Raw genomic sequence first — 14,276 nt, 5'->3', positions numbered from 1 at the left:
CCACGCAGAGCGTGGGAATGATCAGGGAACCAGCGATCACACGGAAGCCCAAATCTGCGACAATCCGCCCCCTGCGCCACTAGACGACTGAATTGCGTACCTGATGACCGACGAATCGCCCTCCATCGACAAACTGCTGAAAAACCTCGATCACGCCATGCTCGCCGACCGCCACCGGCTGCGGCGGCAGTTGCTTGAGCTGCGCAAGAAACCCGACGAGGCCAAACTGGCCCAGTGGGTAGCGCGGATGCAGGCGTCCTGTGACCAGGTGCTGGCCCGCCGTGCCAGCCTGCCGGTGATTCGTTACGACGACAGCCTGCCGATCGCCGCCAAGCGCGACGAAATCAAGAAGGCCCTGCAACAGCATCAGGTGCTGATCATTGCCGGCGAAACCGGGTCGGGTAAAACCACCCAGCTGCCGAAGATCTGCCTGGAAATCGGGCGCGGCCAACATGGCCTGATCGGCCACACCCAACCGCGTCGGATCGCCGCGCGCAGCGTGGCCGCCCGTGTGGCCGAAGAACTCGGCACGCCGTTGGGTGCCCTGGTCGGCTATCAGGTGCGGTTCGAGGACCAGAGCGATTCCAATACGTTGATCAAGCTGATGACCGACGGCATCCTGCTGGCGGAAACCCAGAACGACCGTTATCTGGAACGCTACGACACCATCATCGTCGACGAAGCCCACGAACGCAGCCTCAACATCGACTTCCTGCTCGGTTACCTGAAAACCCTGCTGCCGCGTCGTCCGGACCTGAAAGTCATCATCACGTCGGCGACCATCGACCTGGAGCGCTTCTCCAAGCATTTCGACGATGCGCCGATTGTCGAGGTCTCCGGTCGCACCTTCCCGGTGGACACCTGGTATCGCCCGCTGACCCTGGAGCAGGACGAGGAGGGCAATCGTGTCGAGGACGACCTGACGGTGGATCAGGCGATCCTCGCCACCCTCGATGAAATTGCCGCCTATGAGCGCAGCGAACGCCGCAGCCCCGGTGACGTGCTCGTGTTCCTGCCCGGCGAGCGCGAGATTCGCGACGCCGCCGACATGCTGCGCAAGGCCCAGCTCAAACACACCGAGATCCTGCCGTTGTACGCGCGCCTGTCGCCGGCCGAGCAGCAGCGGATTTTCCAGTCGCACCCGGGCCGTCGCGTGGTGCTGGCGACCAACGTCGCGGAAACCTCGCTGACCGTGCCGGGCATCCGATACGTGATCGACAGCGGCACTGCGCGCATCAGTCGCTACAGCTACCGCGCCAAGGTCCAGCGCCTGCCGATCGAAGCCATTTCCCAGGCCAGCGCCAACCAGCGTAAGGGCCGATGCGGACGGGTCGAGCCGGGCATCTGTGTGCGCCTGTACAGCGAAGAGGATTTCCTCGGGCGTCCGGAATTTACCGATCCGGAAATCCTGCGCACCAACCTGGCCGCGGTTATTTTGCAGATGCTGCACCTGCGCCTCGGCGAAATCACCGCGTTCCCGTTTATCGAACCGCCAGATGGCAAGGCGATCAGCGACGGTTTCAACCTGCTGCAAGAACTCTCGGCAGTAGACCGCAACAGCCAGTTGACCCCCCTTGGTCGCCAATTGGCGCGGCTGCCGGTGGACCCGCGCATGGGCCGCATGCTGCTCGAAGCGGCGAAGCTCGGTAGCCTGCAGGAAGTGCTGATCGTCGCCAGTGCCATGTCGATCCAGGACCCGCGCGAACGTCCGCCGGAACGCCAGCAAGCGGCGGATCAGGCCCATGCGCAATGGAAGGACAGCGACTCGGACTTCGCCGGGCTGGTCAACCTGTGGCGCGGTTTCGAAGAGCAGCGCCAGGCGCTGACGGCGAGCCCGCTGCGCAACTGGTGTCGCAAGAATTTCCTGAATTACCTGCGTCTGCGTGAATGGCGCGACTCCCATCGCCAATTGAGCCTGATCTGCCGCGACATGCAGTTGAGCCTCAATAAAGAGCCGGCGGACTATCCAAAACTGCACAAGGCGGTGCTGGTGGGGTTGCTGAGCCAGATCGGCCAGAAAACCGAAGACGGCGATTACCTCGGCGCGCGTCAGCGACGATTCTGGATTCACCCCTCGTCAGGTATCGGCAAGAAGCGTCCGCAATGGCTGATGACCGCCGAACTGGTGGAAACCACCAAGCTGTATGCACGCATGGTGGCCAAGATCGATGCCGACTGGATCGAGCCGCTGGCCGGGCACCTGATCAAGAAAAACCACTTCGAACCCCATTGGGAGAAGAAGCGTGGCCAGGTCGTGGCCTTCGAGCAGATCACCCTGTTCGGGCTGATCGTGGTCGGCCGCCGGCCGGTGCATTACGGTCCGGTTGATCCCGTGGTGTCCCGTGAACTGTTCATCCGTGAAGCGTTGGTGCGCGGCGAGATTCAGTCGAAAGCCAAATGCCTGACCGCTAACAAGCAATTGCTCGAACAACTCGACGAGCTGGAAGCCAAGGCCCGTCGCCGCGACATCCTGGCTGACGAAGAAACCCTCTACGCCTTCTACGATGCGCGCCTGCCGGCAGAAATCCACCAGACCGCGACCTTCGACAGCTGGTATCGGATCAACAGCCAGAAAGACCCGCAACTGCTGATCATGCGCGAGGAAGACGTGCTGGCCCGCGAAGCCAGTGAAGTCACTGCCCAGCATTATCCGGACACGCTGCACATCGGCGACCTGGAACTGGCCCTGAGCTACCACTTCGAACCGAACCACCCGCGTGATGGCGTGACCCTGCGGGTACCGGCACCACTGTTGCCGATGCTGCCGCCGGAGCGCCTGGAGTGGCTGGTGCCGGGCGTGATCGAAGCCAAGTGCATTGCGCTGGTGCGTAACTTGCCCAAGGCCTTGCGCAAGAATTTCGTGCCGGTGCCGGATTTCGTCAAAGCCGCGTTGCAGCGCATGACCTTCGCTGAAGGCTCGTTGCCACAAGCCTTGGGTCGCGAGTTGTTGCGCATGACCGGCGCCCGGGTCAGCGATGAAGCCTGGAGCGAGGCGGCACAACAGGTCGAAAGCCATCTGCGGATGAACCTGGAAATCGTCGACGCCCAGGGCAAGTTTCTCGGCGAAGGACGCGACCTGGCCGAACTGACGGCGCGTTTCGCCGAAGCCAGCCAGGCTGCCCTGGCGGTACCGCAAACCGCGAAAAGCCAGCAGCCGGTCGAACCGAAAGTGTTCGCCGCCGTCGCCGAGAAAACCCAGCAGAAGATCGCCGGCCTGTCGATGACGGTCTATCCGGCGCTGGTGGAAGAGGCGGGGACGGTCAAGGAAGGACGGTTCTCGACTCCGGCCGAAGCCGAGTTCCAACATCGCCGCGCCCTGCAGCGCTTGCTGCTGCAACAACTGGCGGAACCGGCGAAGTTCCTGCGCGGCAAGTTGCCGGGCCTGACCGAACTGGGGCTGCTGTATCGCGACATGGGCCGTGTTGATGCACTGGTCGAAGACATACTGTTGGCCAGCCTCGACAGCTGCATCCTCGACGGTGAAGACCCGCTGCCACGCGACGGTGCCGGGTTGGCGTCGTTGGCCGAACGCAAGCGCGGTACCTGGACCGAACATGCCGAACGCGTGGCGAAACTGACTCTGGAAATCCTCAAGCACTGGCACGGCCTGCAAAAGCGCTTCAAGGGCAAGATCGACCTGGCGCAAGCCGTGGCCCTGAACGACATCAAGCAGCAGCTCAGCCACCTGGTGTATCCGGGATTTGTCCGGGAAACGCCGATGCAGTGGCTCAAGGAACTGCCACGCTACCTCAAGGCCATCGAACAGCGTTTCGAAAAAATCGGCGCCCAGGTGCAACGGGATCGGGTCTGGAGCGGCGAGTTGTCCGGCCTCTGGACGCAATACCAGACCCGCGCCAACAAACACGCCCAGGAAGGCAAGCGCGATCCACAGCTGGAGCTGTATCGCTGGTGGCTGGAGGAATACCGGGTTTCGCTATTCGCCCAGCAACTGGGGACCAAAGTACCGATCTCGGACAAGCGCCTGAACAAGCAATGGAGCCAGGTCGAGCCCTGACATGGCCTCTGTAGGAGCGAGCATGTCGAATCGTCGCACCTTCGCGATGGACGTCAACGATGACGCTGGGTGCCTGATACCCCGCGGCGTCCTCAAGTCCATCGTCGGAACGCCGCCCGGAGCATGCTCGCTCCTACAGGTATCGCGTCGTACCGCCGTATTTGCAAAAGGGGCGAAAATCCAAGGTTTATGGCAAACTTCGCGACCATAAGCGCCAGTTTCACGGGCTAGAGCCTTCGGCCAGCTCGCGCGACGGATCAAGCGATGCCAGGTTTGCGTCCCCGGGACGGAAATAGACCCTTTGCGTATTGGTACGACTGTGCCAATACTTTCTGCCTGAACAGATTAGAGACACGACCATGCATAACGTCGTCATCAGCGGCACCGGCCTGTACACCCCGGCCAACAGCATCTCCAACGAAGAGCTGGTGCAGTCTTTCAATGCTTATGTCGCTCAATTCAACACCGACAACGCCGAGGCCATCGCCCGCGGCGAAGTCGAGGCGTTGACCGAATCCAGCGCAGCGTTCATCGAGAAAGCCTCCGGCATCAAAAGCCGTTTTGTCATGGACAAGGAAGGCATTCTCGACCCCCAGCGCATGGCGCCACGCTTGCCGGAGCGTTCCAACGACGAATGGTCGGTGCTTTGCCAGATGGCCATCGGCGCAGCTGAACAAGCCCTGCAACGTGCCGGCAAAACCGCCGCGGACATCGACGGCGTGATCGTCGCCTGCTCCAACCTGCAACGCGCCTACCCGGCCATCGCCATCGAAGTCCAGGAAGCGCTGGGCATCCAGGGTTTTGGTTTCGACATGAACGTGGCCTGCTCCTCGGCCACCTTCGGCATCCAGGCCGCGGCCAACAGCGTCCAGCTGGGCCAGGCCCGGGCGATCCTGATGGTCAACCCGGAAGTTTGCACTGGCCACCTGAACTTCCGCGATCGCGACAGCCACTTCATCTTCGGCGATGCCGCTACCGCGGTGATCATCGAGCGCGCTGACCTCGCCACCTCCAGTCACCAGTTCGACATTGTCAGCACCAAGCTGCTGACCAAGTTCTCCAACAACATCCGCAATAACTTCGGCTTCCTCAACCGCGCCGCGGAAGAGGGCATCGGTGCCAAGGACAAACTGTTCGTGCAGGAAGGCCGCAAGGTGTTCAAGGAAGTCTGCCCGATGGTCGCCGAGCTGATCGCTGCGCACCTGGAAGAGAATCAGCTCAACGTCAATGACGTGAAGCGCTTCTGGCTGCACCAGGCCAACCTCAGCATGAATCACCTGATCGTCAGGAAGCTGCTGGGCCGTGAAGCCACCGAGCAGGAAGCGCCGGTGATTCTCGATACCTATGCCAACACCAGTTCGGCAGGTTCGGTGATTGCGTTCCACAAGCACCAGGATGATCTGGCCGCGGGCTCGCTGGCGGTGCTCAGCTCGTTCGGCGCTGGTTACTCGATCGGTAGCGTGTTGCTGCGCAAACGCTGAGTTTTTCGCCGTAGCTGAAAAGATCGCAGCCTGCGGCAGCTCCTACATGGATCGATGTTCAATCGCGATATTGCGTTGAACCCGTTCGCGTAGGAGCTGCCGCAGGCTGCGATCTTTTTTTACGCCAATAGAAACAGCCCGGCGTTGACCTATCGGAGGATGATGGGGACCGATAGATCAACGCCAGGCTGCAAGAGTGGCTCAGGCATCCGTGCCGGAGTCGTATAGCGGGAAATCAGAACTTCGCTTCGGCATCCAGTTGCAGGGTGTTGATGTCGGAGTCCTTCAGGTTGACGCTGGCGTTGGTGTAGTCGGAGTTCGCCATGAAATACGTCGCACCGAGGGTGAAGTTCTTGTCGAGCTCGTAGCTGACTTTCAGCTTGCTGCCGCGCGAACCGGTGAAGCCGTTGGCAAAGTCAGAGTCGGTGAAGGCACCCACCACCGCGTTTTGCTGCACGTCGCGGTAGTTGTAGTCCAGGCCAAAGCCGTAGACCTTGGTCTTGACGCCGGCCAGCCAACCGGTGTCCTTGTCGTTGCTGGCTTCGGCGTTGTGGACGTACTGGCCGTACAGCGACAGCGGCATTGGCAGGCCGCCGATGTCGATCTGGCTGAACCCTTCCCACAGGCGGAACTGCTCGCCCGGGGTGTTACCGTTGACGGCCAGCGCGCATGGCGAGGTGCTGGCGGTGCAGGCGCTGTCTTCGTCGTTGTCGTAGTTGTAGAGGCTGCCGCCCACGGTCATTTTCAGGTTGTCGGTGATGGCGAAACGCGCACCCAATTGACCAGCGTACAGGCGCAGGTCGTGCTTGAACTGCACCCCTTCGCCGTCGACGTTGTCCTTGAGAGTGTAGTGACCGGCGCTGCCGAACAGTTCGGTATTGCCCAGCGGGTATTTGTAAGTCAGGGCCAGGCCTTCCGGGTTGATGTCGCTATCCCAGATGATGTCGCCCATGCTCACCCACGGCTGCAGCATCTTGCCGCCGATCACGTGCAGGTTCTTGATGGCGTCGGGGTGGTAGTCGACATAACCCAGGTCCAACCAGATCTGCTTCTTGTCGAAGTAGTTGTTCAGGTCCTGGTTGGTGGAGCGAGCGTCGTCGCTGCTGCCGGTGGCAATACGGATGCCGGTGTCGACTTGCGGGTTGATTTCGCTGAACGCGCCCAGGCGGGCCCTTATGCGCTGGCGATCCTGGTCCTTGTTGTTGGAAACGCCATCGTTGTGGACGTTTTCCTGTCGGAAACGCACGTCGCCCTTGAATTGGGTCTTGGCCGCCCACGCCAGTTTCTGGTCGAAGGTGCTCAGCTCATTGGTTTTCTTCGCGGTTGCCGCGATCTGCTCGTTGGTCTCTTGCTGGGCCTGACGAGCGATTTGCTGGTCTTTCTGGTCCCGTGCCAGCTCGGCTTGCAGTTCGCTGTACTGGGCGTTGGTAATCGAGCCGTTAGCCTTGAGCATGTCGAGCAGTTTGGCGTCGACTGCAGCGCTGGCAGGAACACTCATGGCCAGCAACAGGCCGCCACACAAGGCCGCCGCAGTTTTCGTGGAAGCAAGACGCATATCAATCTCCGAAGATGAGAGTGGATGGCTGGACCATCCTGGGCACAACCGACCATGGGGTGGACGGAAAACAGTGGCCGGATATAACCCGGCGCTCTAAAAACAGGCGCCAGTATCGCGATGGTTTATGACAGTGCAGTGGCAGAGTGATGGCATGTCTGTGACGGTGCCCAGTCGTTGCAAACGATTGATCCAGAGCGCTGTCGTCGAATTGCCCGTGTGCAATGCACAGCGATAGGCGATACTCGCCAAGCTTTCACGCCATGAAGAGTGAGGACGGTGATGCCGTTGCAACGCCTGCAAAACCTGTCGGAAATCGACCCGAAAACCTGGGATGCGCTGGTACCCGAGAACCAGCCATTTCTGCGGCACGGGTTTCTCGGCGCGTTGGAAGACAGTGGTAGTGTGGGACCCCATTCCGGCTGGCAACCCGAACATTTGCTGCACGTTGAAGGCGAACGACTGATCGCTGCGTTGCCCAGCTACCGCAAATGGCATTCCTACGGCGAGTACGTGTTCGACCACGCCTGGGCCGATGCCTGCGAACGCGCCGGCATCGATTACTACCCCAAGCTTTTGACCGCCGTGCCGTTCAGCCCGGTTAGCGGGCCACGCTTGCTGGCGGCCAGGGTCGAAGATGGTTTCGAATTGCTCAAGAGCCTGCCGGGCTACCTGGAGATCGAACAGCTCTCCAGTGCCCATATCAACTTCACCGACCCGTTCACCGACGCCGCACTGGCCGAACAACCTGGCTGGCTGCAACGCATCGGCTGCCAGTACCACTGGCAGAACCGTGGCTATCGGGACTTTCAGGATTTTCTCGACGCCCTGAGTTCGCGCAAACGCAAGCAGATGCGCAAGGAACGCGAGCAAGTCGCCGGGCAAGGGATTGAATTCGAATGGCTCGAAGGTCGGCAACTGACCGAGGCACAGTGGGATTTTGTCTATGCCTGCTACGCCAACACTTACGCGGTTCGCCGGCAACGACCTTACCTGACGCGGGAATTTTTCAGCCTGCTGGCCGAGCGCATGCCGCAGGCGATACGAGTCGTTTTGGCCAAACAAGGCTCACGCCCGGTGGCGATGGCCTTCAGTCTGGTCGGTGGCGACAGTTTCTATGGTCGTTACTGGGGCTGCCTGGCGGAGTTCGACCGCCTGCATTTCGAGACCTGTTTCTACCAGGGTATGGACTACGCGATTGCCAACGGCTACCAGCGTTTCGATGCCGGCGCCCAGGGCGAACACAAGTTGATTCGCGGCTTTGAACCGGTGATCACCCATTCCTGGCACTACCTGCGCCATCCCGGATTGAAAGCTGCGGTCAAGGATTTCCTGCGCCAGGAGCGCCTAGGCGTACTGGCCTACGCCGAGGACGCGAGGACGGCGTTACCCTATCGCCAAACCTGAACATCGCACCGTTTCCTGTGGGAGCGGTTCAGTCGATCCCGACGAACCCACCCGTCTGGTGCTGCCACAACCGCGCATACAAACCGCCGTGGGCCAGCAGTTCAGCGTGAGTGCCGGTTTCGGCAATCCGGCCATTCTCCAGCACTACCAGCCGGTCCATTCGGGCGATGGTCGAGAGTCGGTGGGCGATGGCGATCACGGTCTTGCCCTGCATCAGGGTTTCCAGGCTTTCCTGGATGGCCGCCTCGACCTCCGAATCCAGGGCCGAGGTAGCCTCGTCCATGATCAGGATCGGCGCGTCCTTGAGCAGGACGCGGGCGATGGCAATGCGCTGGCGCTGGCCGCCGGAAAGCTTCACCCCGCGTTCCCCGACATGGGCATCGAAACCGCTGCGGCCTTCAGCGTCGGACAACAGCGGGATGAACCCGTCGGCCCGGGCCTTGTGCACCGCTTCCCAGAGTTCGGCATCGGTGGCGTCGGGTTTGCCATACAACAAATTATCGCGGATCGAGCGATGCAGCAGCGAGGTGTCCTGGGTAATCATGCCAATGCGTTCGCGCAGGCTTTCCTGGCTGACGTCGGCGATGTTCTGGCCGTCGATGAGAATGCGCCCGCCTTCCACGTCATACAGGCGCAGCAGCAGATTGACCAGGGTCGACTTGCCCGCACCGGACGGACCGATCAGGCCAATCTTCTCCCCGGGTTTGATCGTCAGGTTGAGCCCGCCGATGATCCCGCTCTGTTTGCCGTAGTGGAAATCCACATTTTCGAAACGTACTTCGCCACGGGCGACCGCAAGGGGTTTGGCCTGGTCGCGGTCAGTCACGCTGACCGGCTGCGAAATGCTCTGCAAGCCATCCTGGACCATGCCGATGTTTTCGAAGATGCCGGTAACCACCCACATGATCCAGCCGGACATGTTGACGATGCGGATCACCAGCCCGGTCGCGAGTGCAATGGCGCCCACGGTGATCAGCGACTGCGTCCACAGCCACAGGGCCAGGCCGGTGGTGCTGACGATCAACAGGCCGTTCATGCTGGTGATGACCACGTCCATGCTGGTCACGACACGGCCGGCCAGTTGGGCTTTTTCGGTTTGCTCCTTGATCGCTTCGCGGGCGTACTGTTGCTCGAAGTTGGTGTGGGCAAACAGCTTCAGGGTGGTGATGTTGGTGTAGCCGTCGACGATCCGCCCCATGAGTTTGGAGCGCGCATCGGAGGCCACCACCGAGCGATCCTTGACCCGTGGTACGAAGTAGTAGAGCGCGCTGATGAAGGCGATGATCCAGGTCAGCAGCGGGATCATCAGGCGCCAGTCGGCTTCGGCGAACAGCACCAGCGAGCTGATGGCGTAGATCAGCACATGCCACAGCGCATCCACCGCCTGCACCGCGGAATCGCGCAGGGAGTTGCCAGTTTGCATGATGCGCTGGGCGATGCGCCCGGCGAAGTCATTCTGGAAAAAATTCAGGCTCTGCTTGAGCACGTAGCTGTGGTTCTGCCAGCGAATCAGGCTGGTCATGCTGGGGCTGAGGGTCTGGTGCACCAGCAGGTCATGCAGGCCGACGAATACCGGGCGCAAAACCAGTGCTACCACCACCATCCAGGTCAGTTCGAGGCTGTGTTGCTTGAAAAAATCCGCGTTGGGCGTGCCCTGGGCCAGGTCGATGATGCGGCTCAGGTAGCTGAACAGCGCCACTTCGATCAGTGCACCGATCAGGCCGACGATAAGCAGGGCGGCAAAACTGGGCCAGACCTGCTTGAGGTAGTAAGTATAGAAAGGCAGGACCCGATCCGGCGGTGCGGCTGTCGGGGCATCGCGGAAGACGTCGATCAGTTTTTCGAAACGGCGATAAAGCATCGGTTATTCACCCGCGAACGGGCTCTCCTTCAACGGTTTGAGCGTTGCCGGCAACACCGGCAACGGCCCGGACATCCTTGTCCAGCTTAGTCTTAGTCGATGCGCTTGGCCGACTTGATGAACACCGGGTCGGCGGGCACATCCTTCATGCCATTGCGCACGGTAGTGGGCGAATTGACGATGATGTCCACCACGTCCATACCCTTGACCACTTTGCCGAACACCGCGTAGCCATCACCCTGGTCGAGGAAATCGTTGTCCTTGACGTTGATGAAGAACTGGCTGGTCGCCGAGTCAGGGACCGAAGTACGTGCCATGGACAAGGTGCCACGAACGTTGACCAGGCCGTTCTTGTGCTCGTTCTTGATCGGCGCCTTGGTTTCCTTTTGCTGCATTTGCTGGGTGAAGCCGCCGCCCTGGACCATGAAACCCGGGATCACGCGGTGGAAGATCGTGTTGTTGTAGAAGCCGCTGTCCACGTACTCAAGGAAGTTCTTGGTACTGATCGGGGCCTTGACCGGGTCCAGTTCGATTTCGATCTGGCCGTTGGTGGTTTCCAGAAGAACGTGCGGCGCCTTGGCAGGCGTTGCCGCCATCAGGTTGGCGGCAAACAGTACGGAGCCAGCGGCGAGGGCGATTTTTTTCAGCATGGGTCAGTGATCCTGAGTGTGGAAGTGTCGACTGCGGTGAGAAATTCGAGCAGCGTCTGGTTGAAGCGTTCGGGCTGGTCCAGCGGGGTAGCGTGACGCGAATCGGCGATCACGGCCAGCCGCGCATTCGGCAGCAGCCTGACGTAGTTTTCCTTCAGCGCGACCGGCGTGTAGTCACGGTCGGCGCTGACGATGAGGGTTGGACAGGAAATCCTCGAAAGTCGTTCCTGCACCCCCCAGCCAACAATGGCATCGAAGCTGGCGAGATAAGCATGTTTGTCGTTTTTTGCCCAGCGCTCGGCCATCTTTTGTCGCAAATCAGCCTGTCCTGGCTTGGGGAACAGTTTGCCGCCCAGGGCTTTGCCGATGCTGTGAAGGCTGAGTACGCGCATCAGGCTCCAGCGCTTGAACCACTGCCAATAATCGTCGCGGGTGTGCAACTTGACCTCGGGTGCGCTATTGACGATGCACAGGCTCTTAAGCAATTGCGGCTGGTCCACGCCCAGCTGAAAGCCGATCATGCCCCCCATCGACAATCCTACGTAATGCACGGGCTCCAGGTTCAGGTGCTCGATCAGTGCCACCAGGTCGGCGCTGAACCCGGCGATGCTGTAGCGCTCGCGGGGTTTGTCGGAGCGCCCGTGACCGCGTACATCCGGGACGATCACCCGGTAGCGGGCGGCGAGCGCCGGAATCTGTTCTTCCCAGTCGAGGGTACTGGAACCCAGGCCGTGGACCAGCAGCAACGGCGTGCCGTGGCCATATTCCTCGTAGTGCAGGTTGCAACCTTCGTGTTCGAAATAGGCCATGCATTACCTCCGTGTCAGGCTTGTTCTGGGGCGGCGAACGGTGCGTCCAGGGGTGCAGTGTCGAATGTGCGCAGCAGCTCGACAAGAATCTGCGTCGCCGGGCCGAGCGGTTTTTCCTTGTTCGAATACAGGAAAAAACTCGGGTTGCGGCTGCCGCCCTGGTCCAACGGTAGCACCTTGAGCGTACCTTCCTTGAGTTCGCGTTCGATCATGTGCCTTGGCAACCAGGCGAACCCCAGGCCGCTGCCGACAAAAGTGGCGGCGGTGGCCAGGCTGCCGACGGTCCAGCGTTGTTCGGCACCGAGCCAGCCGACGTCCCGTGGTTGCTGGCGCCCGGAGTCACGGATGACCACTTGCAGCTGGCTTTCCAGGTCCTGGAAATTCAGTTCGCGATTGAGGCGGTGCAGGGGATGTTCCGGATGCGCGACCGCGACGAACTCGACGTCGCTCAATTCCGCGCCCAGGTAACCGGGAATGCTGAAACTGCTGATGGCCAGGTCGGCCACGCCTTCGAGCAGGACCTCCTCCACACCCGACAGCACCTCTTCGCGCAGACGCACGCGACAGCCGCGGCTTTGCGGCATGAACGCGGTCAGCGCGCGGACCAGGCGGGCGCTCGGGTAGGCGGCATCGACCACCAGGCGCACTTCGGCTTCCCAGCCTTGCTCCATGTGATGGGCCAGGTCTTCGAGCTGACTGGCCTGTTTCACCAGTTGCCGGGAGCGGCGCAGCAACACGCCGCCAGCCTCGGTGAGTACCGCTTTGCGCCCGTCGATGCGCAACAACGGCACGCCAAGCTGGTCTTGCATGCGCGCCACGGTGTAGCTGACCGACGATTGCGAGCGGTGTAGCGCTTCGGCGGCCTGGGCGAAACCGCCGTGGTCGACCACGGCTTGAAGCGTTCGCCATTGATCAAGGGTCACGCGGGGCGCTTTCATGATGGGCTCCTGTTGTCCTAAGCTGCGCAGTTCTTATTGGAGACTGCTGAATGAAAAAAATCTGTTCTTTGTTGCTGGCGATGCTGCCAATGACTGCGTTTGCTTATCCGATCGACGTACAAAAAGAGCTCAATGGACTGAAGATCGACTACACCACCTATGCCTCCGACTACGACATGGGCTCGATCACCGTGAACAACTACGGCGACACCGCTGCCGAATGCTCGGTGGTGTTTCGCAACGGTCCTGAATCGCCAAAGACTCGCAGGGTCAACCTGGACGCGGGTAAGAGCGCGGATCTTTCAGCCAAGTTCAACCGCAAGATCATCAAGCTGTACATCACCATGACCTGCAAGCCGAAATGACCTCCAGCGGAGCACGCGAATTGCCGATGCTCCGCTTATAAACGAAATTATCGATTGGTTATAGCAGTTATTTGCGCTTTTTCATCGATATGACTCTGTTTAACCTTCACTCCATCGACTTACAGCATTCTCAGATGGAGCCTACAAACCATGTCCCGCGTTCTGATCATCGAAAGCAGTGCCCGTCAGCAAGACTCGGTTTCCCGTCAACTGACCCAGACCTTCATCAGCCAGTGGCAAGCCGCGCACCCCGGCGACCAGATCACCGTTCGCGACCTGGCTGTCAATCCGGTGCCGCATCTGGACATCAACTTGTTGGGCGGCTGGATGAAGCCCGCCGAGCAACGCAGCGACATCGAACAACTTTCCCTGGAGCGCTCCAACCAGCTGACCGACGAGTTGCTCGCCGCCGACGTGCTGGTAATGGCCGCGCCGATGTACAACTTCGCCATCCCGAGCACCCTCAAGGCCTGGCTTGACCATGTGCTGCGTGCCGGCGTCACCTTCAAGTACACCGAAACCGGACCGCAGGGTTTGCTCAGTGGCAAGCGCGCTTATGTACTGACGGCGCGCGGCGGGATCTACGCCGGCAGCACCGCGGATCACCAGGAACCCTACCTGCGCCAGGTCATGGGCTTCATCGGCATCCACGACGTGACGTTCATCCACGCCGAAGGCATGAACCTGGGCGGCGACTTCCAGGAGAAAGGCCTGAACCAGGCGAACGCCAAGCTTTCCCAGGTGGCCTGAGCCGTTAATCGCCAGATAATCACTGGATGGTCTAGTGACCTGGCGCGTAACCCTTCAAGCCTGCACGCGCATCGAACCTCCCTTTGCACTTGTTGCTCCTGAGTGCTCTAGCCCGATTGAACGCTTTAGCGAGATCGGGCTTTTTTTTGCCCAGGGTTTTGTGAACGGACCCATAACCACTGTGGGAGCGAGCCTGCTGGCGATTGATCGTTCCCACGCTCTGCGTGGGAATGCCGCCAGGGACGCTCCGCGTTCCACTGACGACGCATTAATTGAGCCGTGCGCAACGGTGATGCGGGGACGTCACAAGAAGCCCTGTGTGAAATTGGTTGTCGGAGTACATATCCATTGCTGCGGTAACGGCCTCCTATGGTTTCGCCCTTACGGCGACTCCCTTTTTCAAACGCCAAAAAGGAAGCAAAAGGCTTTGCCCCACCACTCGGTG

General features: G+C 60.6%; 10 protein-coding genes and 1 pseudogene. 6 read left to right on the top strand and 5 right to left on the bottom strand.

Going from position 1 to position 14,276, the window contains the following annotated elements; genetic code table 11:
- The first annotated feature begins 103 nt into the window (after nt 1–103).
- Both hrpA and AC3WWR_RS26550 read left to right on the top strand, forming a co-directional pair.
- Nucleotides 104–4,015 (top strand): ATP-dependent RNA helicase HrpA, encoded by a 3,912-nt coding sequence (hrpA, locus tag AC3WWR_RS26555; protein WP_020797857.1) that lies wholly within the window; start codon nt 104–106, stop codon nt 4,013–4,015.
- A 359-nt stretch (nt 4,016–4,374) separates the two neighbouring features.
- The gene (locus tag AC3WWR_RS26550; RefSeq protein ID WP_020801282.1) at nt 4,375–5,496 is read left to right on the top strand and encodes a beta-ketoacyl-ACP synthase III; all 1,122 of its coding nucleotides are present in this window, start codon (nt 4,375–4,377) and stop codon (nt 5,494–5,496) included.
- A gap of 235 nt (nt 5,497–5,731) precedes the next feature.
- Here the strand turns inward: AC3WWR_RS26550 and AC3WWR_RS26545 are convergent, their stop codons facing one another.
- Nucleotides 5,732–7,051: a putative porin gene (locus tag AC3WWR_RS26545; RefSeq protein WP_020801283.1), complete on the bottom strand. Its 1,320-nt coding sequence runs from the start codon at nt 7,049–7,051 to the stop codon at nt 5,732–5,734.
- Nucleotides 7,052–7,333: 282 nt separating this feature from the next.
- Here AC3WWR_RS26545 and AC3WWR_RS26540 point away from each other — a divergent pair, with 282 nt between their 5' ends.
- Complete coding sequence (locus AC3WWR_RS26540; RefSeq protein WP_033044027.1) at nt 7,334–8,458, top strand: GNAT family N-acetyltransferase; 1,125 nt, start codon at nt 7,334–7,336, stop codon at nt 8,456–8,458.
- 28 nt (nt 8,459–8,486) lie between these two features.
- Here AC3WWR_RS26540 and AC3WWR_RS26535 read toward each other — a convergent pair whose 3' ends face one another.
- From AC3WWR_RS26535 to AC3WWR_RS26520, 4 genes and pseudogenes are all read right to left on the bottom strand, one after another.
- Nucleotides 8,487–10,319, bottom strand: a complete 1,833-nt coding sequence (locus AC3WWR_RS26535; protein ID WP_020801286.1) for an ABC transporter ATP-binding protein — start codon at nt 10,317–10,319, stop codon at nt 8,487–8,489.
- A gap of 92 nt (nt 10,320–10,411) precedes the next feature.
- Nucleotides 10,412–10,969 carry a peptidylprolyl isomerase A gene (locus AC3WWR_RS26530; protein WP_020801287.1) on the bottom strand — a complete coding sequence of 186 codons (558 nt, stop codon included), beginning with the start codon at nt 10,967–10,969 and terminating at the stop codon, nt 10,412–10,414.
- Between the two features lie 3 nt (nt 10,970–10,972).
- Nucleotides 10,973–11,778 (bottom strand): annotated as a pseudogene (locus tag AC3WWR_RS26525) (alpha/beta fold hydrolase).
- Nucleotides 11,779–11,792: 14 nt separating this feature from the next.
- Nucleotides 11,793–12,716, bottom strand: a complete 924-nt coding sequence (locus AC3WWR_RS26520) for a PA3225 family LysR-type transcriptional regulator (RefSeq protein ID WP_492599197.1) — start codon at nt 12,714–12,716, stop codon at nt 11,793–11,795.
- Between the two features lie 50 nt (nt 12,717–12,766).
- Here AC3WWR_RS26520 and AC3WWR_RS26515 point away from each other — a divergent pair, with 50 nt between their 5' ends.
- The 3 genes from AC3WWR_RS26515 to AC3WWR_RS26505 form a co-directional block, all read left to right on the top strand.
- Nucleotides 12,767–13,081, top strand: a complete 315-nt coding sequence (locus AC3WWR_RS26515) for a hypothetical protein (RefSeq protein ID WP_020801290.1) — start codon at nt 12,767–12,769, stop codon at nt 13,079–13,081.
- 150 nt (nt 13,082–13,231) lie between these two features.
- The gene (locus AC3WWR_RS26510) at nt 13,232–13,831 is read left to right on the top strand and encodes an FMN-dependent NADH-azoreductase (protein ID WP_033044030.1); all 600 of its coding nucleotides are present in this window, start codon (nt 13,232–13,234) and stop codon (nt 13,829–13,831) included.
- Nucleotides 13,832–13,865: 34 nt separating this feature from the next.
- A partial coding sequence (locus AC3WWR_RS26505; protein WP_492599196.1) for a hypothetical protein occupies nt 13,866–14,276 on the top strand: 411 nt, incomplete at its 3' end.

The sequence above is a fragment of the Pseudomonas sp. EB271-G4-1 genome (genome assembly GCF_058791355.1).
This window is presented reverse-complemented; position numbering and strand designations above follow the sequence as displayed.